Origin of the sequence: Streptomyces sp. NBC_01481, from assembly GCF_026339995.1 — a bacterium.
GTDB lineage: Bacteria > Actinomycetota > Actinomycetes > Streptomycetales > Streptomycetaceae > Streptomyces.
Window position 1 is genome coordinate 175,470 of record NZ_JAPEPT010000007.1, and the last position, 22,795, is coordinate 198,264.

Consider the following 22,795-nt stretch of genomic DNA (forward strand, 5'->3'; position numbering starts at 1 on the left):
AGGGGTTCGTTGTCCCTCCCCCATAGCCCTTCGGGCATGGGGGTACCCCCAGGACGGCGAACCCCTCTTGGTATCTCTGCGACACTGGTAACACCATGCCCAAGCCCGGAGAACTCATAGTCTCGCGGACAAGAAAGCCCTCTACCAGCGGTTTCCCGCCGGTAGAGGGCTGCTTGCAGACATCGGGGCCGTCTGTGGGCCGTGGGGCTACGGAAAACTGTCCGGAGGTAGCTCGGGTCCGCAACCTGGCGGTTACTCGACCAATCAAACTTGGAAGACGCGCTCAGGTTCCACAGACTCGACGCCGTCCACGGCTCGCAGCTTCGGCAGGGAAATTTCAGGTGCGCTGCCCACGACAGTCCCGATCGCTGGCTGCTTGGACCTGATGATCAGGCCAGCCTTGCGCACCGACTCGAGAACCTCGTCGTATCGGTCGAGGTCGAGCGCGACGACGATATTGACTGTTCGTTCAACTTCGCTCATTGCGCTCCACCTGTTTCCGTCGAACTTAATCAATCCTCTCACGCACTACGGAGCCTGCACCAAACCCGCTCCAACATCGACCACCTCGTCGTGGAGGTGGGATGCGCCCGTGATGAGGTAGTTCTTGATGTCTGCTGGCGTGGCATGGGGGTGCTTTTGCCATAGCAGTGCGGCCACGCCAGCCACATGCGGGGCTGCCATGCTGGTGCCTGAGAGCCGCCTGTGTCCTGATGGTGAGGATGAGAACACGTCTACCCCGGGCGCCGCTAGGTTAACTTCACCACCGCCAGAATTGAGCCCCGCACAGGAGAACGGCGCGACCCTGCGATCTGGCCCGATGCCGGCCACCGACAGCACGGAGGGGCAGTTTGCTGGGTGACCGACAGGCGCGCTGTGGTGTGGACGCGAACTATCGTTCCCGGCCGCAGCAACGAGTAGCTTTCCTCGCCGTGCCGCTACCTGAGCGGCTCTCTCGAAGAGCCAGGAGGGAGGCTGCCCTTGTGCCACCGCTGCACTGAAGGACATCGAGACAACCTTGACCTGAGACTGCGTGATGGCCCAATTGAGGCCGGTGAGGATCTGCCCTTCTTCCCCTCTACCCTGGTCGTTCAGGACCTTGCCGATGTAGAGGTTGGCCTCGCAGGCTACGCCGTAGCGGGGCCTGCCCGGGCTGTGCTTCGGGCCACACGCTGTTCCAGCGCAGTGAGTCCCGTGACCGTTGCCATCATCCGCCGTTTCCCCCGGTACGAAGGTAACGCGATCGGCGATTCGTGTATCGAAGTCCTGGTGCGACGGTGCAAAACCGGTGTCGAGTACGGCAACCCCCACGCCGCTCCCTGTCAGCTCAGTCCTGTGGGCTAGGACGGCCTGGATGCCCCAGGTTGCTTCGGACTCCCCCCAATCGACATCGACGTGCTTGGTGCGGACCCCTTCGGCCACGCGATTGTCCGGGCAGTCTCCTCGTCCAGCTCTGTAACCTCTGTCGTACCCCCTGAGGTACTCATCAGCCGCAGTGCAGGCGTACAGCACTCTCTCTTGTTCGACATGGAGGATGGCGGAGTTAGCGGTCACGGCCCCCGCCAGCGCCGGGCGCTGGTCCAGATCCACCGAGACGATCGCGACGCCCAGGTCGTCGAGGACGATGCTTTGGCCTTCGGCGAGCGCTTGCGAAGCCGACGCGGCTTCCGCTCCGGAAACATGCTCTGGCTTCGAGATCCCAGCCTGTTTTTCCAGTGCTGCCACACCGCTAGTGAGGTTCTCACTGTCGAGGAGAACAAGGTAGCGGCCTGTGTATTCGCCCCCTGGGATCTTTGCGACGCCGGCGTCCGCCATCACTGAGGTGCCTCCCATGTCGCTCATCGCGTTGCCCTTTCGCTCGTCTGACCCGGAGGGCGACCACCGGTCTGGTGGACCCAGTGCCGGTTCGAGCATCCGGTGAGGGCAGCTGGGAGCGCGCGCCATGTACCGCCGATCGGGGCACGGCCCGTCGCCTGCGTAGCGCCTGATCGACGGCACGCCGGGTCCGCTCGCGACTCGTTGGCATCAGATGTGTGTAGACCCTCAGCGTGAGTGCCGGGTCAGAGTGCCCCAGGTACTGGCAGACGGCTTTGATGCTCTCTCCGGCGTCCAGCAGAACGGACGCATAGAAGTGCCTCAGCGCGCCATGCGGGCATCGACCTGCTCCCCGCTCGGCACGCTGGTCCACCACGGATCCGTGATGACGGCGGCCGAGAGCCGGAGTAGCCGGCGCCGGAACTGTCGCTCCAGCGTTACCTGCTCGGGGGTGTAGCCGGGAGAGTCGGCGAAGGACACGGTCCGGGTCGCTGGCCCCATCGTCGACTTCTCTTCGTAGGTCCAGCCGGGGGTGGGGTCGACGGACCAGGGCAGGGACCGGCACAGCTGCTCGTACTGGGCGCGGACGCCGTGCAGCTGCACCGCCTGCAGCCGCGGGGGGAAGTGGTAGGCGGTGCTCACCCCAGAAAGGTACACCCGTTCGAATCTGTCGTTCTGTATCCGCCACGCTGGGCCGTACAGCATTCTGTGCGGGTGATTGAAGCGCTGGTGGCCACCGCCACCGCCATGCCCGTGGCCGTCCTCAGCTGGTGGCTTACCAACAAGTCCCGCGACCAGGCCGACGCGAAAGCAGAGCGCGCGACATTGGAGGCGCAGGCCGACGCCTTGATCCTGGCCGTGGCGGATCTGAAGGCGACCGCCACCACCAACCACATCCTGTGGGAGGGACCGGTCGAGCAATGGCGGTCATTCCTGCTGGCCTGCCTTGCAGCGGCAGGCGGCTACTCCCGCGCCCGCCTGACCGGGCGCGGCTCGGATCGGCTGTGGGGAGCGGCGGGCCTCGCCGCGGCGGGCCGATCGCTGAGCCAGGACCGCCGCGACGCAAAGCTCGCCACGGCCGGCGTCACCGCATCCGCCCATCGGCTCGCGGCCGCGGCCGTGCCTCTGCTACGTCACCCAGACCGTGACCTGGCAACTGCCACCCGGCGCCTCGTCGAAGCCGCACACGACGTACGGAACCCCGCGCAAGTGGATGCCGCTGGCGAGGCGTTCGGTCAGGCGGTCAGTGCCGCCCTTTCGCCGCCTCCGTCTCGGTGGAGGAGGCGGTCCTCTTCTTCGGCTGCCGGGGCACAGACTTCTCCCGGTCCAGATGCCCGTACACCGTCGACCGCGGCACCCCGAACAGGTCGGCGATCTGCTGGACCGTCTTCTCCCGCGCGTCGTACAGCTGCTGAGCCAGCGCCGCCTGATCGCGGGTGAGCTTGGGGCAGCTGCCGCCGACGGCTACCGTTTGATGCGGCCGCGGACGGCGAGGCCGAGTAGTACAGGTTCGGTGAGGCGGGAGGCCATTTCCGTGTAGGTACCGGCGGTGGTGAGGTCCTGCCCGGAGGAGCGGAAGATGACCGAATTGACCACCGCGCGCAGGCTCTTCTCGAACCGATCGGTCGATATCCGTTCGTGGTAGGCGTTGGTGGGGTTGACCGGGTCGGGGGTTTCGGTGGTGAGCCGGATGTCCTGACCCGTCACCTTCCCGGTCGCCTCTGCCTTTGGATCGTCGACGGGCAGACCCCAAAGCATCATCGCGAACAGCGTCCCGGTCATCGCCAGCAGCAACCACACCAAGGCGCGGGTGGCACGCAGCCCGTATCCGGACAGGGCCCAATAGCCAGCCAGCAACCACCGCTCCGCCCGCGGTGTCTCCTCATCCGCGCGGCGCATCTCCATCTCGCCGTAGTAGAAGTCTGCTGCTCCCGGCTCGTTCTTCCCGTCCTCGAAGGCCTTCCGCAGTGACCGGTACAGCGCCGCCAGCGCGGCCGGGCCCACCGTGTCGGCGCCCTCGGGCGCTGGTGTCCAGCCGGGAAGGGCCGCTGGCTGCCCAGCACGCCAGTACTGCTCCTCGGCGAGCGTGCGCCGCTGGGTGAACCGCACGAGGCGCGCTCGGCGCCCGTAGAGGCCCTCCGGCACCTGTGCGAAGGACGTGCGTCCCTCCAGGCGCAGCTGGTCCAGGTGTACGGTCCCGGCGAACCGGCACTTGCTCATGTCGAGGTCGGTGAGGACCAGGTGGGCTGCGTCCACTCCCTGTAACGACAGCATTCGTACGGTCGCAGGCCGTTCTGACAGGACCCCTTCCTGCAGTACTTCACCCTGAGCCAGGGTGAAGGGGGCGGGCGTGGGCGGCGATGCTGAGCGGATACTCGAAGACCGTGTCGGTGAAGTCCACTTCGGCGTACCGCAGCCGTAGGCCAGCTGCTGAGGACCAGCGGGTGCGGCGGCAAACCACGTGCCGGGCGGCCGCCTCGATCGTGACCGGACCCCCGAACGATGCGGACGACAGATCGAAAACGCCTGCGCATGTCAGAGGGCCCACCTGCGGTGCCCGCTCAAACACGGCCGAGCCGAACCGGGCGTCGCCGTTGAAGGTGGCCGAATCGAACCGGGCGCTGCTGTCGAACGAGGCTGAGGAGAACTCTGCAGCGCCATTGAACGTGGCCGATCCGAATCCGGCGGTGCCATTGAACGCGACCGACCCGAATCGGGCCCTGCGGGAAAAAGTGGCCGAGTCGAACCGGGCGCTGCAGGTAAAGGTGACCGACTCGAACCGGGCGTCGCGGGTGAACGTGGTCGAACTGAACCAGGCGTCTTGGGTGAAGGTGGCTGAGGCGAACCTGGCTTCGCCGCTGAATGTGGCTGAGCCGAACCGGGCGTCGCGGGTAAAGGTGGCCGAACTGAAACTGGAGTCGCGGGTGAACCTGGCCGACTCGAACCGGGCGTCGCGGGTGAACCTGGCCGAGCCGAACCAGGCGCCGCAGGTGAACGTGGTCGAGGTGAAGAGGGCGGTGTCGTTGAAGGTCGCTGACCCGAAGTGGGCGTCGCCGCTGAAGGTGGCCGACTCGAACCGGGCGCTGCGGGTAAAGGTGACCGAGCCGAAACGTGCTTCGCCGATGAATGTGGCTGAGTTGAATCCGGCGCTGCCATTGAACTTGGCTGAGTTGAATCCGGCGCTGCCAATGAAGGTCGCTGAGTCGAATCCGGCGGTGCTGGTGAAGGCGACCGAGCCGAAGAAGGCGGGGGCGTCGAAGGTGGCCGAGCCGAACCGGGCGTCGCCGCTGAAGGTGGCCGACTTGAACCAGGCGGTGCCCTTGAAGGTCGCTGAGTCGAACCGGGCGTCGCGGGTAAAGGTGGCCGACTCGAACCGGGCGTCGCCGATCGTTGGGCGCTGAGTGCCGGGATCTCGTACTGCATCGAGCAGCTGGCCGAGGAGGCCCTCATCCAACTCTGTGCCGCGATGATCGAGGTCGCTGCCGGGAGCGAGAGTGGCGACGTAGGTCTCTCGGTCCTCGGTGGTGAGGTGGACCAGGCACGCGTTATACGGGTCCACGCGTCGGCCGCGGCAGCCGACCTGATCGCCGCCGAGAGCCGGGTCGGCTCCATCACCGCAGTGCGGCCATTCCGGCGGGGGAGCGGTTGAGGTCATGAACTCAGGGACAGCTGCAGACAGCGACTGGTTGCCCGCTTAGCCGAGAGAGAGAACCTCTCTCGGCAGACTGCCCTGCCGTCCATCAATCGATCGAATCCTCCACATCCGATGCACCGGCAGCCGCTTCGGCCTCCAGAGTGGCCAGATATTCGGCGGCTGACTGCGCTTCGGCCGCGCCGATGCACTGGTAGATATCGATGGCTGCACGCAGTTCAGGCGCAGCGGCCGTGTGATCGCCGATACGAGCCAGACAGCGGGCCGCTCCTTCGAGCGCCCGCGCCTCGTCCAGGGGGCTGCGGATCTGACGTGCTAGTTCCAGTGCCTTCCGGTACGGGGTGAGGGCCGCTTGTGGCCCGGTGGAATCGGCCAAAAGCGCCCCTACGTTGTTCAGCACCTCGGCCTCTCCTTGCGGATCGCCAACCTCCTGGAACAGGGCCAAGGCCTGCTCCAGGAGCCGGACCGCCTCCGCATACTCGCCGACCGCCCGCCGCGCACGGCCCAGCTCGTTGAGGGCGTTGGCCTGCCCGAGCCGGTCGCCGAGGTTCTCATACAGGGCCAAGGCCTGCTTCTGAAGCCGGATCGCCTGCACGTACTCGCCGGTCAGGTACCGCACACGACCCAGGGCGTTGAGGGCGTTGGCCTGCCCGTGCTGGTGGCCGAGGTTCTCATACAGGGCCAAGGCCCGCTCCTGAAGCCGGACCGCCTGCGCATACTCGCCGACCGCCTGCCGCACATGGCCCAGCTCGTGGAGGGTGTTGGCCTGCCCGGGCCGGTGGCCGAGGTTCTCATACAGGGCCAAGGCCTGCTCCAGGAGCCGGACCGCCTGCGCATACTCGCTGAACGCCCGCCGCGCACGGCCCAGCTCGTTGAGGGCGTTGGCCTGCCCGAGCCGGTGGCCGAGGTTCTCATACAGGGCCAAGGCCTGCTTCTGAAGCCGAACCGCCTGCGCGTACGCGCAGGTCAGGTACCGCACGGTGCCCAGCTCGTGGAGGGCGTTGGCTTCGCCGGAGGGGTCGGTGGCGTGGCGGGCGGCGGTGACAGCGCGTTGGTGGAGGGTAGCGGCCTGGAGCCAGGGGCCGTCCTGAAGGAGGAAGGCGGCCATGGCAGCGGTCAGGTGGACCACGCGGGGTGCCTGGCCTTGGGTGGCGGTGTCGAGGTAGGCGAGGAGGTTGGCGCGTTCAGTGCGCATCCAGGCCAGGGCGCCCGCCCGGTCGGGCAGGTCCGGGGCGGCTGCGGGCGGGGCGGTGGTCGGGGTGTCGGGGCGGGGGGCGCGGTTCAGGTGGTGGTCGGCCCTCAGGTGGTGGTCGGCCCTCAGGGCGGTGTGCTGGTAGTAGTCCAGGAGCCGTTCGGTGGCCTGGGCACGCTCGTCGGGCGGGTCGTTGCAGGTGAGGGTTTGGGCGTAGGCGCGCAGGAGGTCGTGGGGCTGGTAGCGGCCGGGGGTGGTTTCGTCGAGGAGGTGGTCGGTGTAGAGGGCCTCCAGGCGGCGGCGGGTGTCGGTGAGGGATGTGTTGTCGAGGGCAGCCGCGGCGTACGCGTCGAGGTCGGTGCCGGGGTGCAGGACGATGCGGCGGAACAGGCGCTGCTGGCCCTCGGGCAGGTCCTGGTAGGAGAGAGTGAAGGCGGTGTACACGGCGCGGTTTTCGCCGTCGTCGAGTTCGCCCAGGCGGTCCTGGGCGTCGGCGAACTCGGCGGCGAACCGGGCAATGGACCACTTCTCCTCGTCCTTGTGGCGCAGGCGGCCGGCGAGCAGGACGATCGCGAGCGGCAGATACCCGCACAGCCGAACCACCTCGGCGACCGCGTCCTGTTCGCTGCCGGTGGGGGCGCGGTGGCAGCGGCTGGTGAACAGGTCGGCGGCTTCGGCGGGGGTGAGCGGGTCGAGGGACAGGGGGTCGGCGCCGTCGAGGGCGATGAGGCGGCGGCGGCTGGTGACCAGGGTCAGGCAGCCGGGACTGCCGGGCAGGAGAGGCTGGATCTGAGCGTGGCCGGCGGCATCGTCCAGCACCAGCAGCACGCGTTTGCCGGTGAGCCGGTCGCGCCACAGGTGCGAGCGGCCTTCGAGGGTCGGGGGCAGGTTGCGCGGGTCGATGCCCAGGCCGGTCAGCAGCACCGCCAGCACGTCGACGGGTTTGGCGGAGGTCTGGCCGGGGGTGTGGGCGTGCAGTTCGTAGAAGAACTGCCCGTCCGGAAACCGCTCGGCGAGCCGATGTGCGGCGCGGGTGACCAGGGCAGTCTTGCCCACCCCCGGCATCCCGTCCACGGTATACACGTTCACCACCCGGCCCGGGGCCGCCGCGGCCAGCAGGTACTTCAGCTCGCGCCCGCGCCCAATGAAGCCCGCGATGTCCTGGGGCAGACCATGGGTGACCACCGGCCGGGCGGGCGGCGGCGCATCGTGCACCGTCGTCTTGTACATGTCGCCGGCCGGCATGTTGAGTTCCCCCGGCCCGAGGACCGTGCCCTGCTGCTCGACGCGCGTGGCGGGCGGCTGGTCGGGCGGGGTCAGACTTTTGGGGCCGGCGGCTCCCTGTACACGTCCCGCCCGGCGACGATGCTCGTGCCGCCGTGCACGGTGGTGTTCTGGAAGACGGAGTACACCCGCTCACGCTCGCCCGGGTTCAGGGCCGGCCCGAGCTGGTCATCCAGCAGTCGGCGCAGCCCATCGGCCGCCGTCGGGTCCTGCTGCAGCAGTGCCTGCAACTGCAGCCGCCACATGCCCTCCAGGGCCTGCTCGGTGTCGGGGTCGTGGTCGTGGCGGGCCTGGAGGACCTGAGTCCGCAGTGCCTCCAGCTCGCCGCCCACCTGCTCGGCCCGCTCAGGATGGATCCGCCGCCACAGGGCGACCACGCCGTCCCGGGCCTGCTGCCAGGCATCCGTGGCCATCGCCGCCACCAGCGCCGACCCAGCCGCCATCGTCACAGCATCCATCCCGCACCCCCACCAGCGTCGCCTGCCGTGCAGTTCCCAGTGTGACGCCCACCCGGCCAGCGGAGCCATAGCCCGAAGGGCATCGAGCACGGCCCATCTCCTCCGTGATGCAGGGGCTGCTCGCCGCATTTCCAGGGTGATCGAAAATGCAAAAATCCACTCCGCTAAGTGACTCCATATCTACGGAGAGCCATTTATGGGGGTCTTTTCGGGGAGCTATCTCACATGCTGGAACGTCAAGTGACGGAAAACGCACCCCGTGCTTACCTCTTCGGCGACGGCGAAATGCTCTGTCCTCAAGCTCCACTTGAGGCCCAACAGAGCCCTGCCACCACCAGGTTGCCGTCGCCATGGAGTCCGGCACGGATCGCGAAGGCTGCGAACGCGCCCGGGGGGCGGCAACGCTAAAAGCGGCCTCCCGCACCACACGGGAGGCCGCTATGGAGTCCAGCGGATCCCCTTCTCAGGGCTGAGGAAAGGGAAAACGTGAACGCGCAGAACCATACGGGCGGACAGTCGCGTCCGTCGAATGCTCAGATGCCGCCGATCCCCCCGCAGGGGCAGCGTCTTTCGGAGCGTCCGACTGACACGACGCCCGTGGAGCGGCCGAAGTTGCGGCCGAGCTGGAACGTCGAGGCGCCCTCCGCGGAGACCGCAGCCATCGCGACAATCGGCGTAGCCGAGGCCGCCAACCTGGCGGGGTACGTCGACGGATCGATCGCTGGCGGCGCCATGGTGTTGGGCGTGCTGGCCTTCCTCGTGAAGAAGTGCATCAAGCGCAATCCCTGACGACGCACGCAGAGGGGCCCCGGCAACCAGCCGGGGCCCCTCTGGCATGACACTTCAGAGACGGGTCGTAGGCGGGTGCCGCGCCCTGGCAGCCCAAGATCAGTGGTAGCCCTCCTGGTACTCCCGTGCCCTTTCCTCCATCACCTCCAAGTAGTTCGCTTCGACCTCACGGGCCTGGCTTAGCCCCCTGCTCTCCTCGGGAAGAGGTTCGTCGCGCGCACAGGCTCCCAGACAGTCCAGAGCGTGATCGCACAGCGCCGCGAAGAGCCCATCCGAGCCTCCAAGTCCTGGCTCGGACACGTCCGGCCAGGAGAGGAGCTCAGCAATCTTGTCGAGTCGCATGCGGACCGCCTCGTCCCGGATTCTGAGCACGGTCGGTTCAACCTTAAGCACCTGCTGCTGAAGCGCCTTCTGCCAGACCTGGTTGCGTTGTTGCGCTCCCTCCCCATGGTCGGAGGGCCTACCGCGGATGTGCTGCTTGATCTGGAAGAACGCTTGGATTGCCGCGTCCACTGCCGTGTCGACACGTTGAGCGATCACCAGTTGCCTGGCTGCCTTTGCCTGTTGCCGCTGGGCAATGATCGATGCCCAGATCGAGAGTCCGCCCCCGACCACCGTGCCGCACAGCCCGAAGACGGCTCCCACCAACACCCCTGCATCCATACAGGTCATCATGTCGATGGGGCCAGCCCCAGGCGGCCGATCCCGTCAGCTCCTCCTCAATGGCCATGGTCCGGCTTCGTTTCAACAGCCGCACTTGCCGCAGTACTCCATGAGTTCAGGCCCTCCGGCCGTAGGGCGCCCTACGGCGGGTTGCATTGACCTCGGCCAATAGCCACGTCCCCCGCGTCCCGATGGCACCGCCACGCCGTGACAGGGCTCTGGGAGAAATCTGGGAGAAGATCTTCTCCCAGACGCTGCCCAGGCACCGTGTCATACCAACCAGTACCGAAGGCCTGACATGCGACAACAACCGGACCAAGTGATGCGGCGCGGGCCCGGACCTTATTCGGGACGAAGAGGTCGTGAATTCTCGGGCTAAGTTTCCGCGGCCTCCTCAGAACCTGTGTCAGTGCCGTACTGACCTGACATCGCGACCGCCTGAGCGCGACCAGCGACTCTCTCCGGCAGCGCTGCGATCTGTGCGCGGATCTTCACCGGCGTATGTGCCGGTAGCGCAGTGCACGACGCTTGGTGCCATGCCCACGTCTTGAGGCTGTGACGGTTCTCGGTTCACAGCACACGGAGGTCTGTGTCGGGTCGGCAGTACGGGCACGCCATGATGCCCTCTTCCGTGATTGCGCGGAGTGCCTGCTCGCGGGTCAGTCGTTTCGTGGGGTTGCCGGCCATGCGGCCGTCGATCGTGTGCACCGCGTCCGGGCTGGGTTTGCCACCTGCCCGGAGCATCGACAGCTTCCACGCAGGCTCGCGCGGGGGCAGAGTGCGTGGCGCACGCGCAGCGGCCGCCTCCTGGCGCGCTAGTTCCGCGATGGATTCGTCGGTGCGGAGCAGCTGCCACGCGAGCCACTGGCGGACGCTGCGCAGACGCTCCAGGCGGGCACTTGTTCGGACACGTGTTCGAGTCTAGGTCGCGACAGTGCTGGTCCGACAGGGAGGGCCATGGCGGGGGAGAGGTTCGCCATGCCGTCGTCGGCGGACCCAGGGGGTTCGCTCGCACTCCCCGTTGGCGTTCTGGCCAGCCGGAACGTGCTCCGGGCTGGGCCGTCTGTGGGCCGTCCGAGGGTGCCCAGCGGTGACCAACAACGACCGTCAATGCCCACCCCGGACGTCAACGGCCGCAGGTCACGAGATTCGGTCTGCGACACTGGTGGCACCATGCCCAAGCCCGGAGAACTCACTTTCGTCGCGCCCCGCGGAGCCAAGAAGCCCCCGCGGCATCTCGCCGACCTCACGCCCGCCGAGCGCAAGGAAGCCGTCGCCGCGATCGGCGAGAAGCCGTTTCGTGCCAAGCAGCTCTCACAGCACTACTTCGCGCGGTACGCCCACGACCCCGCCCAGTGGACCGACATCCCCGCGTCCGCGCGCGAGAAGCTCGCCGCCGAGCTGCTGCCGGATCTGATGTCCGTCGTACGGCACATCTCGTGCGACGAAGACACCACCCGCAAGACCCTGTGGCGGCTTCACGACGGGACGCTGGTCGAGTCCGTGCTCATGCGCTACCCGGACCGGGTGACCATGTGCATCTCGTCGCAGGCCGGCTGCGGAATGAACTGCCCCTTCTGCGCCACCGGGCAGGCGGGACTCGACCGCAATCTGTCGACCGCCGAGATCGTGCACCAGATCGTCGACGGAATGCGCGCGCTGCGTGACGGCGAGGTGCCCGGAGGCCCGGCGCGGCTGTCCAACATCGTCTTCATGGGCATGGGCGAGCCGCTCGCCAACTACAAGCGGGTCGTCGGCTCCATCCGCCGTCTCACCGACCCCGAGCCGGACGGTCTCGGTCTCTCGCAGCGCGGGATCACCGTCTCCACCGTCGGTCTGGTGCCCGCGATGCTGCGCTTCGCCGACGAGGGCTTCAAGTGCCGCCTCGCCGTCTCGCTGCACGCGCCGGACGACGAGCTGCGCGACACCCTGGTCCCGGTCAACACGCGCTGGAATGTCCGCGAGGTCCTGGACGCGGCATGGGAGTACGCGGAGAAGTCCGGCCGCCGTATCTCCATCGAGTACGCGCTGATCAGGGACATCAATGACCAGGCGTGGCGGGGCGATCTGCTGGGCCGCCTGCTCAAGGGCAAGCGCGTCCACGTGAATCTGATCCCGCTCAACCCGACGCCGGGCTCGAAGTGGACGGCATCGCGCCCCGAGGACGAGAAGGCCTTCGTGGAGGCGATCGCGGCCCACGGCGTGCCCGTGACCGTACGGGACACCCGTGGCCAGGAGATCGACGGAGCGTGCGGACAGCTCGCGGCGTCCGAGCGGTAGTCTGGGCTCGAATCATTTGCATATTCCGACAGGGGAGCGCCACAGCGCTGAGAGTGCGGCACATGCTTGGAAACAAGCACGTGGTCGCAGACCCTCTGAACCTTGCCCAGGTCATTCTGGGTAGGAAGTTCGGTCATCACTCAAGCTGTTGCGCCCTGCTCACGCCATGTGAGCAGGGCCGCGTCTCTTCCTGGTCACTCCAGGAGGAATTCAGTGAGCACCACCAAGAAAGTGGCGGTTTCCGCCATCGCCGTCGCGCTCGGCGTCTCGACGCTCGCCGCGTGCGGGGAGTCCAAGGACTCCACCACGGACAGCGGTCCGAAATCCAAGACCGTGACGCTCGTCAGCCATGACTCATTCGTCGCCTCGCCCGCCGTACTGAAGCAGTTCACCAAGGAGACCGGCTACACGGTCAAGGTGCTCCAGAGCGGTGACGCGGGCGCTGCACTCAACAAGGAGATCCTCACCAAGGGCTCCCCGCAGGGCGATGTCTTCTTCGGCGTCGACAACACCCTCCTCTCGCGCGCCCTGGACAACGATCTGTTCACGCCGTACGAGGCCAAGGGCCTGGACCAGGTGCCCGACGAGGTGCAGCTCGACAAGGACAAGCACCGCGTCACGCCCGTCGACACCGGCGACATCTGCGTCAACTACGACAAGAAGTACTTCGCCGACAAGAAGCTGGCTCCGCCGCAGTCCTTCGACGACCTGATCAAGCCCGAGTACAAGAACCTGCTGGTCACGGAGAACGCGGCGACCTCGTCGCCCGGCCTCGGCTTCCTCCTCGGCAGCATAGGCAAGTACGGCGAGGACGGCTGGCAGGACTACTGGAAGAAGCTGAAGAGCAACGGCGTCAAGATCGTCGACGGCTGGGAGCAGGCGTACAACAACGAGTTCTCCGGCTCCGCCGGTGGCAGGAAGGCAAAGGCGGACCGCCCGCTGGTCGTCTCGTACGCCTCCAGCCCGCCGGCCGAGGTGGTCTTCGCCAAGCCGCAGCCGACCGAGGCGCCCACCGGCGTCGCGACCGGAACCTGCTTCCGCCAGACGGAGTTCGCGGGACTCCTGAGCGGCGCGAAGAACGAGGAGGGCGGCAAGGCCCTGCTGGACTTCCTGATCTCCAAGCAGTTCCAGGAGGACATGCCGCTCAACATGTTCGTCTACCCGGTGGTCAAGGGCGCGAAGCTGCCCGAGGCGTTCACCAAGTTCGGCGCCGTCGTCGACAAGCCGGAGACCGTCGCTCCCGACAAGATCGCCAAGAACCGTGAGCAGTGGGTCCAGTCATGGTCCTCGCTCGTAGTGAAGTAACGAAGTCCGTCCGGGGTTCCGTCCGCGGTTCCTTCCGGGGGAATGCGGCGCGGCTCGGGCTGATGGCCGGGCCCGCCGTGTTCTTCGCGGTCTTCTTCGCCTACCCCGTCGTCTCGATCGTCGGCCGCGGCCTCCAGGTCGACGGGGTTTGGCAGTTCGGGCGGATCGGCGAGGTGCTGAGCCGCGCCGACATCCAGCGCGTGCTGTGGTTCACCGCCTGGCAGGCGCTCGCCTCCACCGCGCTCACGCTGCTGATCGCGCTGCCCGCAGCGTATGTCTTCGCCCGCTTCGACTTCCCGGGCAAGCAGCTGCTGCGAGCGGTGGTGACCGTTCCCTTCGTGCTGCCGACCGTCGTCGTCGGGACCGCGTTCCTGGCGCTCCTCGGCCGCGGCGGACTGCTGGACGAGCTGTGGGGCGTCCGGCTGGACACCACCGTGTGGGCGATTCTGCTCGCGCATGTCTTCTTCAACTACGCCGTCGTCGTACGGACTGTGGGCGGCCTGTGGTCACAGCTCGACCCGCGTCAGGAAGAAGCCGCCCGGGTGCTGGGCGCCGGGCGGTTCGCGGCCTGGCGGCGGGTGACGCTGCCCGCGCTCGGCCCCGCCGTGGCCGCCGCTGCCCTGATGGTCTTCCTCTTCACCTTCACCTCGTTCGGCGTCGTACAGATCCTCGGCGGACCGACCTTCTCGACGCTCGAGGTGGAGATCTACCGGCAGACGGCCCAGCTGCTCGATCTGCCCACGGCAGCCGTGCTCACGCTGGTCCAGTTCGCCGCGGTCGGCGCCATCCTGGCGGTGCACGCGTCGACGGTCCGGCGGCGGGAGACCGCACTCAAGCTGGTCGACCCGGCTCAGACCGCGCGCCGGCCGCGCGGCCCCCGGCAGTGGGCGCTGCTCGGCGGGGTCCTGCTCACCGTGCTGCTGCTGATCCTGGTGCCCCTCGGAGTGCTCGTCGAACGTTCGCTGGACGGGCCGGGCGGTTACGGCCTCGACTTCTACCGGGCCCTGCAGTCGACCGGCGACGCCGGCAGCAGCTTCCTCGTCCCGCCGATCGAGGCGATCTGGAACTCGATGCGGTACGCGCTGACGGCGACCGGCATCGCACTGCTCATCGGCGGGCTCGCGGCCGCCGCGCTCACCCGGCGCGCGGGACGGTTCGTGCGCGGGTTCGACGCGCTCCTGATGCTTCCGCTCGGGGTCTCCGCGGTGACCGTCGGCTTCGGCTTTCTGATCACCCTCGACAAGCCGCCGCTGGATCTGCGTACCTCATGGATTCTCGTACCACTGGCGCAGGCACTGGTCGGTGTCCCCTTCGTCGTACGAACCATGCTGCCCGTCCTCAGAGCGGTCGACGACCGGCTGCGCGAGGCCGCGGCCGTGCTCGGGGCCTCGCCGCTGCGGGTCTGGCGTGAGGTCGATCTGCCGATGGTGCGGCGTGCGGTGCTGATCGCGGCGGGGTTCGCCTTCGCCGTGTCGCTCGGTGAGTTCGGGGCGACCGTCTTCATCGCCAGGCCCGACCGCCCGACCCTGCCGGTCGCCGTGGCTCGCCTGCTCGGGAGGCCAGGCGAGCTCAACTACGGTCAGGCGATGGCTCTTTCGACGATCCTGATGGTGGTGTGCGCGGCAGCGCTGCTGCTCCTCGAACGCATCCGTACCGACAAAACCTCCGGGGAGTTCTGATGGCCTTGCTGCGACTGGAGGATGTGACCGTACGGTTCGGGACGCGCGCGGCGCTCGACGCGGTGGACCTGGAGGTCGCCGAGCACGAGATCGTCTGCGTACTCGGGCCGAGCGGCAGCGGCAAGTCCACCCTGCTGAGGATCGTTGCCGGACTCCAGTCCGCGGACACCGGGCGGGTGCTGCTGTCCGGCGCCGACCAGGCAGGGGTGCCGGTGCACCGGCGCGGCGTCGGGCTGATGTTCCAGGACCACCAGCTCTTCCCGCAGCGCGACGTGGGCGGAAATGTCGCCTTCGGGCTGCGGATGCGCGGTGTCGGCCGAACCGAACAGGCCCGCCGCGTCGATGAGTTGCTGACGCTCGTCGGGCTGCCCGCAGCACAGCGCCGGGCGGTGGCCTCACTGTCCGGCGGCGAGCAGCAGCGGGTGGCGCTGGCCCGGGCGCTCGCGCCGGAGCCACGGCTGCTGATGCTGGACGAGCCGCTCGGCCAGCTGGACCGGGGGCTGCGCGAGCGGCTTGTCGTCGAACTGCGGGAGCTGTTCGGGCGGTTGGGCACCACCGTGCTGGCGGTCACTCACGACCAGGGTGAGGCCTTCGCGCTCGCCGACCGCGTCGTGGTCATGCGGGACGGCCGGATCGCCCAGGCGGGCTCTCCGCTGGAGGTCTGGCAGCGGCCCGCGTCCGAATTCGTCGCACGCTTCCTCGGCTTCGACAACGTGGTGGCGGCGACGGTGAGCGGGACGGCCGCCGACACGGTGTGGGGCAAGATCCCCGTGCCGGACCGCTCACCGCAGGGCGAGTGCAAGATCCTGGTCCGGCCCGCGGGCGTACGGCTGGACGACGCATCGTCCGGGCTGCCGTGCAAAGTCGAAGGGCTTACGTTCCGGGGCAACCATGTCGCCGTACGGCTGAGGCCCGCCGGCGCGCCGCCGCTGGAGGCGGAGTGCTCCGTGCGGGACGCGCCGGAGGAAGGAGCCGAAGTGGGCGTGGTCTTCGGCGCCGAGGATGTGGTCGTGCTCAGCGAACGGTGACGACCTCTGCCGGGCGCAGCTCGTCGGCGCCGGGCTCCTGCGGCTGTGGCTCCGTGCCATGAGCCTCCGGCGCGCCGAACCAGGCGACCGCGACGGCGCCCGCCACCGCAAGGACGAACCCGAGGAACGCCATCCAGGCGAAGCCCTCGCGCGAGGTGTCACCCAGCCACAGCACGCCGATCATGCCCGGCAGTACGGTCTCGCCCACCACCAGCGCTGCCGTCGCACCGTTTACCGAGCCGATCTGAAGGGCGATCGTGTGCAGATACATGCCGCCGATCCCGGCCACCAGGATCGCGTAGAGCGCCGGGTCCGCGAGCAGAGCACCCAGGTCGAAGGGGTCGATGCCGTTCAGTACGCGTACGCCGACACCCAGCGCGCCGAAGCCGAGACCCGACAGCAGACCGGCCAGGATGGCGGCGCGGGCGCCGAGAAGACGTACGACGACGGTCCCGCCGACCATCAGCAGCAGCGAGATCGCCAGCAGCCACCAGTGCGTCGCGATCGGGGTGTGGCCACTGCCCTCCGGGCCCGCGGCCGACCCCAGCAGCACCAGGGCCGAGCAGACGACGGCGATCGAGGTCCACTCGGCGCGGTTCAGGCGGATGCCCAGCAGCTTGACGCTCAGCACGGCCGTGATTACCAGGTTCGCGCTGATCACGGTCTGCGAGAGGAACAGCGGGAGCAGCCGGGCCGCCAGCGCGCCCAGGCCGAAGCCGATGAAGTCCAGGATGGTGCCGACGATGAACTCCCAGGTCATCGCGGCCTTCGCGGTCGACGACAGGCTCGGCCCGCCGTGCTGCGTGACGCCCGACGCGGCCGCCTCGCGAGCTGACCTGCGGGATCCCACGGCCTGGAGCACCGACCCCGTGCCATAACAGATCGAGGCCGCGACAGCGGTCAGTAGGCCAATCAGCACCAGGGGCTCCGTTCACGTGGGGTCAGTCCAACTCCGGCTGGACTGCCAGACGCGTGTTCGGCCTCCGAAGTTGCTTTTCGGTGATTAATCGCCGCTGGTCAGGCTCATCAGCGCGGCCGGAGCCTCGTCGACCGAGTCGACGAGCGCGATACGGGACTCCATCGCGCGGCCCGCCGCGAGGGACTGGAGCAGCGGCCAGGTGGGGAGCGTCCGCGTCCAGTGCACGCGGTTGACGAGGACCATGGGGGTCGGTTCGCCCCGGGACTCGTAGTAGTTCGGGGTCGCGTTGTCGAAGATCTCCTGGACCGTGCCGGCGGCGCCGGGCAGGAAGATCACACCCGCGGTGGAGCGGGCGAGGAGGCCGTCCTCGCGGGTGGCGTTGGCGAAGTACTTGGCGATGTGGCCCGCGAAGGCGTTCGGCGGCTCGTGGCCGTAGAACCAGGTGGGAATGCCGATCGAGTCGCCGCCGCCCGGCCAGCGGTCGCGCACCTCGAAGGCGGCGCCGGCCCAGTCGGAGACGGACGGGGTGAACGAGGGGGTCTTGGCGAGGAGTTCGAGCGCCTCGTCCAGCATCTCGTCGGGGTGCGGTGCGGCGTAGGCGCCGAGGTTGGCGGCCTCCATCGCGCCGGGGCCGCCGCCGGTCGCGACGGTGAGCCCGCTCCGGGCGAGGACCCGGCCGAGGCGGGCGGCGCCTGCGTAGGCGTCCGTGCCGCGGGCCATGGCGTGCCCGCCCATCACGCCCACGACGCGTGCGCCGACGAGGTGTTCGTCGAGGGCGTCGGAGATGGCGTCGTCGTGTATCGAGCGGAGCATCGAGGCGAATATGTCGCCGTCGGCCTTGGTCTCCTGGAACCAGGCGTAGGCCCGGGCGTCGGGAGTTGCCTCGTAGCCGCTGGCGCCCAGGCCCTCGAACAGCTCGTCGGGGGAGTAGAGAAGCCCGCGGTACGGGTCGAAATGCAGATCGGGAACCGGCGGGAAAACAAGCGCGCCGTCGGCCCGGACCTTGGCGGCGGCGTCGGGCTGCATGGGGCAGCCGAGGAAGACGGCGCCGGTGGTGTCGGCGGTGAGCAGCGCGAAGGTGCGGTCGGTGAGGTCGACGGACTGGACGCGGTGCCCGGCGAGGGTGCCGTGGGCGACGGCGAGATCGAACTCTGCGAGGGATTCGATCTCGCGGTCGGGGTGGGGTTCGGGGGGAGGCGGCATGCGGCCACGATAGGGGTGGGGGTGGGTTGTCCCGCACCCCGCCCCTTCCCTGAACCGGGGGCGGGGCCCCGGGCCCCCGGGCGTTGGGTGGGCGGGGCCGTGGGTCGGGCGGGGGGTTCTTTCCCCTACCCCGCCCCTTCCCGAAACCGGGGGTGCCCCCGGGCCCCGGGACGACTGCGCCGCGCCTTGCCCTATCCGGCACCCCGTGCCGGGCAAATACGGGGGCTGGCGCCCCCGTTGGTCCCGTGTGCCGGCTTCGCGGCGTCCTGCGGGACCGGCACCGCGCTGCCGTCGGCCTCGCCTCGCCGTGCCGGGCGCCCGCGTGCCGGGGCGATGCGGGGGCTGATGCCCCCTGCCCCCTGACCCGTGCGCCCCGGCCTCGCGGCGCTCGTGCCCTCTGCGAGACGCCGCCCGCCGCCCACGTGTCGTGGCTGAGGCGCCCTCAGCCCGTGAGAGGGAACGCCGCCAGCGCGCCCACCCCGCACGTCAGGGGAGCGAAGACCAGCAGAAGCGTTACCGCTCGCAGGGCCGCCGCCTGGCGGAGGAGGGGGGCCGGAGTGCCCAGGCGGCGGAGGGATTCCGTCGTTGTGGCGCGAGTATGTTTGGCCTCCAGGGCCGAGACCAGGAGCGTCGCCGTCGTGCAGGTGATCACCAGGGCCGCGCCCAGGCCGGTGAGCGGGCCGACGGGGCGGGGGGCCGCGTCGTCGTACAGCGTGGCGGCCGCGAGCGCCGCCGCGGCGACCGCGCAGACCACGCCCAGCGGGCGGCCGATGCGGCTCGACTCCTCCATCAGGGTGCGGCCCGCCAGCAGGCGGGTCGGGCCCGGGCGGAGGGCCTGCAGGAGGCGGCCGCAGAAACGGGTGATGCCCGGGCCGGCCAGGGCGAGGCCGAGGGCGGCGAGGGTCCAGCCCACGAGAACGCCGGCCGGGTTGCCCTCGAAGTGGCCGTCGGATTCGCCCGGCAGAGGCAGAGGTGAACCCGATGCGCCTCGGCTCGCGTACGTCTCGACGGCCAGGCCCGCCGCCATCAGCGCGACCCCCCACGGCAGCCCGCCCGGAGCGGGAGAAGGCACCGGGGAGGATGAAGACTGCGCAGACCGCGGCGGAGACTGTCGCGGGCGCAGCGTCAGCGCGGCCGCCACCGAGGACAGCAGCGGCACCAGCGCGAGCAGTGTCAGCGCTGCGCCCAGCGGCAATGGCCGCTCCGCCGCGAGCAGTTCGGCCGCCGCCCCGTCGAACGGCAGCCCCGTCAGATCGCCCCGCAGGTGGAGGAAGAACAGCAGGGCGACCATGCTGCCGAGCGTGCCGGAGACGGCCGTCGACACCGCGGCCAGCGCGCTCAGCCGTGCGGGCCCCAGGCCGATCGCCGAGAGCCCGGACCTCGGACGTGTACTCGGATCCGTACGCGCCACCGCCACCGCGAAGTGCACCGTCGCCGCGAGCGGGATCAGGCACCACAGCAGCCGTACGGCGGACGCGCCGGAGTCGGTGGGGTGGGACAGCGCGTACGTCAGCGTGCACAGCAGCAGGAACCCGACGCCCGCGGACGCCGCCGCCACCATCAGGCGGCGCAGCAGGACCAGGGGGTGCGCGCCTCGGGCTAGACGGAGAGCGAGCACTCGGCCCGGCCTTCCGCGTCCGCGGTCGCGAGGGAGTTGACGCGCCGGCCGTCGACGAGGGCGATCGAACGGTCGGCGAGCGCCGCCACCTCCGCGTCGTGCGTGGCGAGCACGACGGTGATGCGGTGCGAACGGGCTGCGGCCGTGACCATACGCAGCACATGAGCCCGGTCCGCCCGGTGCAGCGTCGCCGTCGGCTCGTCCGCGAACAGCACCGACGGCGTCGCGGCCAGCGCCCGCGCGGTGGCGACCCGTTGCCGCTGCGCCTGCAGCAGCGCATGCGGCCGCTTCCGCGCGCACGCGCCGATGTCGAGCCGCTCCAGCCACTCCATCGCCGCGGTCTTCGCCGCGCGGTGCGAGATGCCGCGCAGCAGCAGTGGCAGGGCGGCGTTCTCCCAGGCCGTCAGCTCCGGGACCAGCGTCGGCTCGGAGTCGATCCACCCGAAGCGGTCCCGCCGCAGCCGCTCGCGCCGCGGCGGGCTCAGCGTGTGCACGGGGGAGCTGTTGAACCAGACCTCGCCCTCCTGGGCGACCAGTTGACCGGACAGGCATCTCAGGAGCGTGGTCTTGCCGCTGCCGCGGGGCCCGTACACGGCGAGGATCTCGCCCTCCCGTACGCCCAGCGATACGCCCACCAGCGCGGGCGAGCCGTTGTGGGAGTGGTGCAGGGAACGCGCCCAGAGCACATCGTTGTCCGGCGGGGCCACCATGGCGTACACCTCGGTTCTGATCAGATTTCCCCTCCCCCGTCCGGGGGAACGAAGACAGGGCCGATCGGTCACTCGGCACGCTAAGGATTCAGAACCGGGGTGGCGGGAAGCACACGGCCCGGGTGCACCCCATCTCACTCGGATGGCCGAATGAGTGAGGGGTGCCCCGGGCCGATAGCCGTAAGCAGCCAGCCGTGAAACGTGGGGCTAGAGCTTCGTCCAGGCCTCCGCGAGAACGCTGCGCAGAATGCCTTCGATCTCGTCGAAGGTCTCCTGCGTGGAGATCAGCGGCGGCGCGAGCTGCACGACCGGGTCGCCACGGTCGTCGGCGCGGCAGTACAGGCCGGCGTCGTAGAGCGCCTTCGAGAGGAAGCCGTAGAGCACACGCTCGGTCTCCTCGTCGGTGAAGGTCTCCTTGGTGGTCTTGTCCTTCACCAGCTCGATGCCGTAGAAGAAGCCGTTTCCGCGGACGTCGCCGACGATCGGCAGGTCGTGCAGCTTCTGCAGCGTGGAGAGGAACGCGCCCTCGTTGTCGAGGACGTGCTGGTTGAGGCCTTCCTTCTCGAAGATGTCGAGGTTGGCCAGGCCCACCGCCGCGGAGACCGGGTGGCCGCCGAAGGTGTAGCCGTGCAGGAAGGTGTTGTCGCCCTTGTAGAACGGCTCGGCGAGGCGGTCGGAGATGATGCACGCGCCGATCGGGGAGTAGCCCGAGGTCATGCCCTTGGCGCAGGTGATCATGTCCGGCACGTAGTCGAACTTGTCGCAGGCGAACATCGTGCCGAGGCGGCCGAAGGCGCAGATGACCTCGTCCGAGACGAGCAGCACGTCGTACTGGTCGCAGATCTCGCGGACCCGCTGGAAGTACCCGGGCGGCGGCGGGAAGCAGCCGCCGGCGTTCTGCACCGGCTCCAGGAACACGGCCGCGACCGTGTCCGCGCCCTCGAAGAGGATCTCTTGCTCGATCTGGTCGGCGGCCCAGCGGCCGAAGGCCTCGGGGTCGTCGCCGTAGATCGGAGCACGGTAGATGTTGGTGTTCGGCACCTTGTGCGCGCCGGGGACCAGCGGCTCGAAGGGGGCCTTGAGGGCGGGGAGGCCGGTGATGGACAGGGCGCCCTGCGGGGTGCCGTGGTAGGCGACCGCACGCGAGATGACCTTGTACTTGGTCGGCTTGCCCGTGAGCTTGAAGTACTGCTTGGCCAGCTTCCAGGCGGTCTCGACCGCCTCACCGCCACCGGTGGTGAAGAAGACCTTGTTCAGGTCGCCCGGGGCGTGCTGCGCCAGCCGCTCGGCCAGCTCGATGGCCTTGGGGTGGGCGTAGGACCATACGGGGAAGAAAGCGAGCTCCTGAGCCTGCTTGTACGCGGTCTCGGCGAGCTCGTGACGGCCGTGGCCGGCGTTGACCACGAACAGGCCGGAGAGGCCGTCGAGGTAGCGCTTGCCCTTGTCGTCGTAGATGTAGGTGCCCTCGCCACGCACGATGGTGGGCACGGGCGCGTTCTCGTACGACGACATCCGGGTGAAGTGCATCCACAGGTGGTCGTACGCGGTCTTGGAGAGGTCCTTGCTCACGGCTATCGGGTTCCCCACATATAGGTCTGCTTCTTGAGCTTGAGGTAGACGAAGCTCTCGGTGGAGCGCACGCCGGGGAGCGTACGGATCCGCTTGTTGATCACTTCGAGCATGTGGTCGTCGTCCTCGCAGACGATCTCCACCATGAGGTCGAAGGAGCCCGCGGTCAGAACCACGTACTCGCACTCGGCCATGGCGGTGAGCGCGTCGGCCACCGGGTCGAGGTCTCCCTCCACCTTGATGCCGACCATCGCCTGGCGTCGCAGGCCCACGGTGAGTGGGTCGGTGACGGCGACGATCTGCATCACGCCCTGATCGAGCAGCTTTTGGACGCGCTGGCGTACGGCAGCTTCGGAGAGGCCGACGGCCTTGCCGATAGCGGCGTACGGGCGGCGCCCGTCTTCCTGGAGCTGTTCGATGATCGCGAGGGAGACGGCGTCGATCGTCGGGGACGATCCGCTGCCGTTCCTGGAATCTGCGTTACGACTGGCCACGGGCTCACTTTGCACTGGGACTCGTCTGTGCCGCAACCCCTGAGCGATGAAATTCGTTGTTCGAGAGGTCGAATCTAACTGAATCCGAAGTTGTGGAGGGTCGGGGCTGTCGAAAGCGTTACCCGAGAGATTAGGGT

21 protein-coding genes, 1 pseudogene and 1 riboswitch are annotated in these 22,795 nt (G+C 68.8%); of the genes and pseudogenes, 5 read left to right on the plus strand and 17 right to left on the minus strand.

Annotated elements, in window-relative coordinates; translation table 11 throughout:
• Nucleotides 1-264: 264 nt before the first annotated feature.
• From OOK40_RS32725 to OOK40_RS32765, 9 genes and pseudogenes are all read right to left on the minus strand, one after another.
• Nucleotides 265-483, minus strand: a complete 219-nt coding sequence (locus tag OOK40_RS32725) for a hypothetical protein (protein ID WP_266488853.1) — start codon at nt 481-483, stop codon at nt 265-267.
• A 45-nt stretch (nt 484-528) separates the two neighbouring features.
• Entirely contained in the window at nt 529-1,842 is a 1,314-nt protein-coding gene (locus OOK40_RS32730; protein ID WP_266488856.1) for a S8 family serine peptidase, read from the minus strand.
• Nucleotides 1,843-1,987: 145 nt separating this feature from the next.
• A pseudogene (locus tag OOK40_RS32735) lies at nt 1,988-2,143 on the minus strand (tyrosine-type recombinase/integrase); the annotation flags it as partial.
• The gene (locus OOK40_RS32740) at nt 2,137-2,457 is read right to left on the minus strand and encodes a hypothetical protein (RefSeq protein ID WP_266488858.1); all 321 of its coding nucleotides are present in this window, start codon (nt 2,455-2,457) and stop codon (nt 2,137-2,139) included. The pseudogene OOK40_RS32735 and the gene OOK40_RS32740, both read right to left, overlap by 7 nt.
• 601 nt (nt 2,458-3,058) lie before the next feature.
• Nucleotides 3,059-3,235: a helix-turn-helix domain-containing protein gene (locus tag OOK40_RS35375; RefSeq protein ID WP_323136143.1), complete on the minus strand. Its 177-nt coding sequence runs from the start codon at nt 3,233-3,235 to the stop codon at nt 3,059-3,061.
• A gap of 44 nt (nt 3,236-3,279) precedes the next feature.
• A complete protein-coding gene (locus OOK40_RS32750) occupies nt 3,280-4,071 on the minus strand; it encodes a hypothetical protein (RefSeq protein WP_266488863.1) in 792 nt (263 codons plus the stop codon).
• A 64-nt stretch (nt 4,072-4,135) separates the two neighbouring features.
• On the minus strand, nt 4,136-5,374 hold the full coding sequence (locus OOK40_RS32755; protein WP_266488865.1) for a pentapeptide repeat-containing protein: 1,239 nt from the start codon (nt 5,372-5,374) through the stop codon (nt 4,136-4,138).
• Between the two features lie 181 nt (nt 5,375-5,555).
• On the minus strand, nt 5,556-7,904 hold the full coding sequence (locus OOK40_RS32760) for a tetratricopeptide repeat protein (RefSeq protein WP_266488867.1): 2,349 nt from the start codon (nt 7,902-7,904) through the stop codon (nt 5,556-5,558).
• A 71-nt stretch (nt 7,905-7,975) separates the two neighbouring features.
• A complete protein-coding gene (locus tag OOK40_RS32765) occupies nt 7,976-8,386 on the minus strand; it encodes a hypothetical protein (RefSeq protein WP_266488870.1) in 411 nt (136 codons plus the stop codon).
• A 501-nt stretch (nt 8,387-8,887) separates the two neighbouring features.
• Here OOK40_RS32765 and OOK40_RS32770 point away from each other — a divergent pair.
• Complete coding sequence (locus OOK40_RS32770; RefSeq protein WP_266488872.1) at nt 8,888-9,190, plus strand: hypothetical protein; 303 nt, start codon at nt 8,888-8,890, stop codon at nt 9,188-9,190.
• 99 nt (nt 9,191-9,289) lie between these two features.
• Here the strand turns inward: OOK40_RS32770 and OOK40_RS32775 are convergent, their stop codons facing one another.
• A complete protein-coding gene (locus OOK40_RS32775) occupies nt 9,290-9,853 on the minus strand; it encodes a hypothetical protein (RefSeq protein ID WP_266488873.1) in 564 nt (187 codons plus the stop codon).
• Nucleotides 9,854-10,423: 570 nt separating this feature from the next.
• The gene (locus OOK40_RS32780; protein WP_266488875.1) at nt 10,424-10,597 is read right to left on the minus strand and encodes a DUF6233 domain-containing protein; all 174 of its coding nucleotides are present in this window, start codon (nt 10,595-10,597) and stop codon (nt 10,424-10,426) included.
• Between the two features lie 429 nt (nt 10,598-11,026).
• Here OOK40_RS32780 and rlmN point away from each other — a divergent pair, with 429 nt between their 5' ends.
• The 4 genes from rlmN (at nt 11,027) to OOK40_RS32800 (ending at nt 16,145) form a co-directional block, all read left to right on the plus strand.
• Nucleotides 11,027-12,133, plus strand: coding sequence for a 23S rRNA (adenine(2503)-C(2))-methyltransferase RlmN (rlmN, locus tag OOK40_RS32785; protein ID WP_266488878.1), 1,107 nt, complete (start codon nt 11,027-11,029; stop codon nt 12,131-12,133).
• Nucleotides 12,134-12,153: 20 nt separating this feature from the next.
• A riboswitch (TPP riboswitch) is annotated at nt 12,154-12,278 on the plus strand.
• 68 nt (nt 12,279-12,346) lie between these two features.
• Nucleotides 12,347-13,438: a thiamine ABC transporter substrate binding subunit gene (locus tag OOK40_RS32790; protein ID WP_266488880.1), complete on the plus strand. Its 1,092-nt coding sequence runs from the start codon at nt 12,347-12,349 to the stop codon at nt 13,436-13,438.
• A 62-nt stretch (nt 13,439-13,500) separates the two neighbouring features.
• Nucleotides 13,501-15,117, plus strand: coding sequence for an iron ABC transporter permease (locus OOK40_RS32795; RefSeq protein WP_266488882.1), 1,617 nt, complete (start codon nt 13,501-13,503; stop codon nt 15,115-15,117).
• A complete protein-coding gene (locus OOK40_RS32800; protein WP_266488884.1) occupies nt 15,117-16,145 on the plus strand; it encodes an ABC transporter ATP-binding protein in 1,029 nt (342 codons plus the stop codon). Before OOK40_RS32795 ends, OOK40_RS32800 begins: the two co-directional genes overlap by 1 nt.
• Here the strand turns inward: OOK40_RS32800 and OOK40_RS32805 are convergent.
• The 6 genes from OOK40_RS32805 to OOK40_RS32830 form a co-directional block, all read right to left on the minus strand.
• Nucleotides 16,132-17,064 (minus strand): hypothetical protein, encoded by a 933-nt coding sequence (locus OOK40_RS32805; RefSeq protein WP_266488885.1) that lies wholly within the window; start codon nt 17,062-17,064, stop codon nt 16,132-16,134. The two genes, OOK40_RS32800 and OOK40_RS32805, sit on opposite strands and share 14 nt — an antisense overlap.
• A gap of 84 nt (nt 17,065-17,148) precedes the next feature.
• On the minus strand, nt 17,149-18,267 hold the full coding sequence (locus OOK40_RS32810; RefSeq protein WP_266488887.1) for an LOG family protein: 1,119 nt from the start codon (nt 18,265-18,267) through the stop codon (nt 17,149-17,151).
• 442 nt (nt 18,268-18,709) lie between these two features.
• A complete protein-coding gene (locus tag OOK40_RS32815; protein WP_266488890.1) occupies nt 18,710-19,885 on the minus strand; it encodes a hypothetical protein in 1,176 nt (391 codons plus the stop codon).
• A complete protein-coding gene (locus OOK40_RS32820; protein WP_266488893.1) occupies nt 19,867-20,595 on the minus strand; it encodes an ABC transporter ATP-binding protein in 729 nt (242 codons plus the stop codon). The genes OOK40_RS32815 and OOK40_RS32820 overlap by 19 nt, the downstream gene beginning before the upstream one ends.
• Nucleotides 20,596-20,802: 207 nt before the next feature.
• Nucleotides 20,803-22,182 (minus strand): aspartate aminotransferase family protein, encoded by a 1,380-nt coding sequence (locus OOK40_RS32825; RefSeq protein WP_266488895.1) that lies wholly within the window; start codon nt 22,180-22,182, stop codon nt 20,803-20,805.
• The gene (locus OOK40_RS32830) at nt 22,167-22,673 is read right to left on the minus strand and encodes an Lrp/AsnC family transcriptional regulator (protein ID WP_266488899.1); all 507 of its coding nucleotides are present in this window, start codon (nt 22,671-22,673) and stop codon (nt 22,167-22,169) included. Before OOK40_RS32830 ends, OOK40_RS32825 begins: the two co-directional genes overlap by 16 nt.
• Nucleotides 22,674-22,795: the final 122 nt, after the last annotated feature.

Coding starts and splice junctions, on each gene's coding strand:
- OOK40_RS32725 (WP_266488853.1), bottom strand. CDS start 483: ATGAGCGAAGTTGAACGAACAGTCAATATCGTCGTCGCGCTCGACCTC.
- OOK40_RS32730 (WP_266488856.1), bottom strand. CDS start 1,842: ATGAGCGACATGGGAGGCACCTCAGTGATGGCGGACGCCGGCGTCGCA.
- OOK40_RS32760 (WP_266488867.1), bottom strand. CDS start 7,904: ATGCCGGCCGGCGACATGTACAAGACGACGGTGCACGATGCGCCGCCG.
- OOK40_RS32765 (WP_266488870.1), bottom strand. CDS start 8,386: ATGGCGGCTGGGTCGGCGCTGGTGGCGGCGATGGCCACGGATGCCTGG.
- OOK40_RS32775 (WP_266488873.1), bottom strand. CDS start 9,853: ATGGATGCAGGGGTGTTGGTGGGAGCCGTCTTCGGGCTGTGCGGCACG.
- OOK40_RS32780 (WP_266488875.1), bottom strand. CDS start 10,597: ATGCTCCGGGCAGGTGGCAAACCCAGCCCGGACGCGGTGCACACGATC.
- rlmN (WP_266488878.1), top strand. CDS start 11,027: ATGCCCAAGCCCGGAGAACTCACTTTCGTCGCGCCCCGCGGAGCCAAG.
- OOK40_RS32795 (WP_266488882.1), top strand. CDS start 13,501: ATGGCCGGGCCCGCCGTGTTCTTCGCGGTCTTCTTCGCCTACCCCGTC.
- OOK40_RS32800 (WP_266488884.1), top strand. CDS start 15,117: ATGGCCTTGCTGCGACTGGAGGATGTGACCGTACGGTTCGGGACGCGC.
- OOK40_RS32810 (WP_266488887.1), bottom strand. CDS start 18,267: ATGCCGCCTCCCCCCGAACCCCACCCCGACCGCGAGATCGAATCCCTC.
- OOK40_RS32820 (WP_266488893.1), bottom strand. CDS start 20,595: ATGGTGGCCCCGCCGGACAACGATGTGCTCTGGGCGCGTTCCCTGCAC.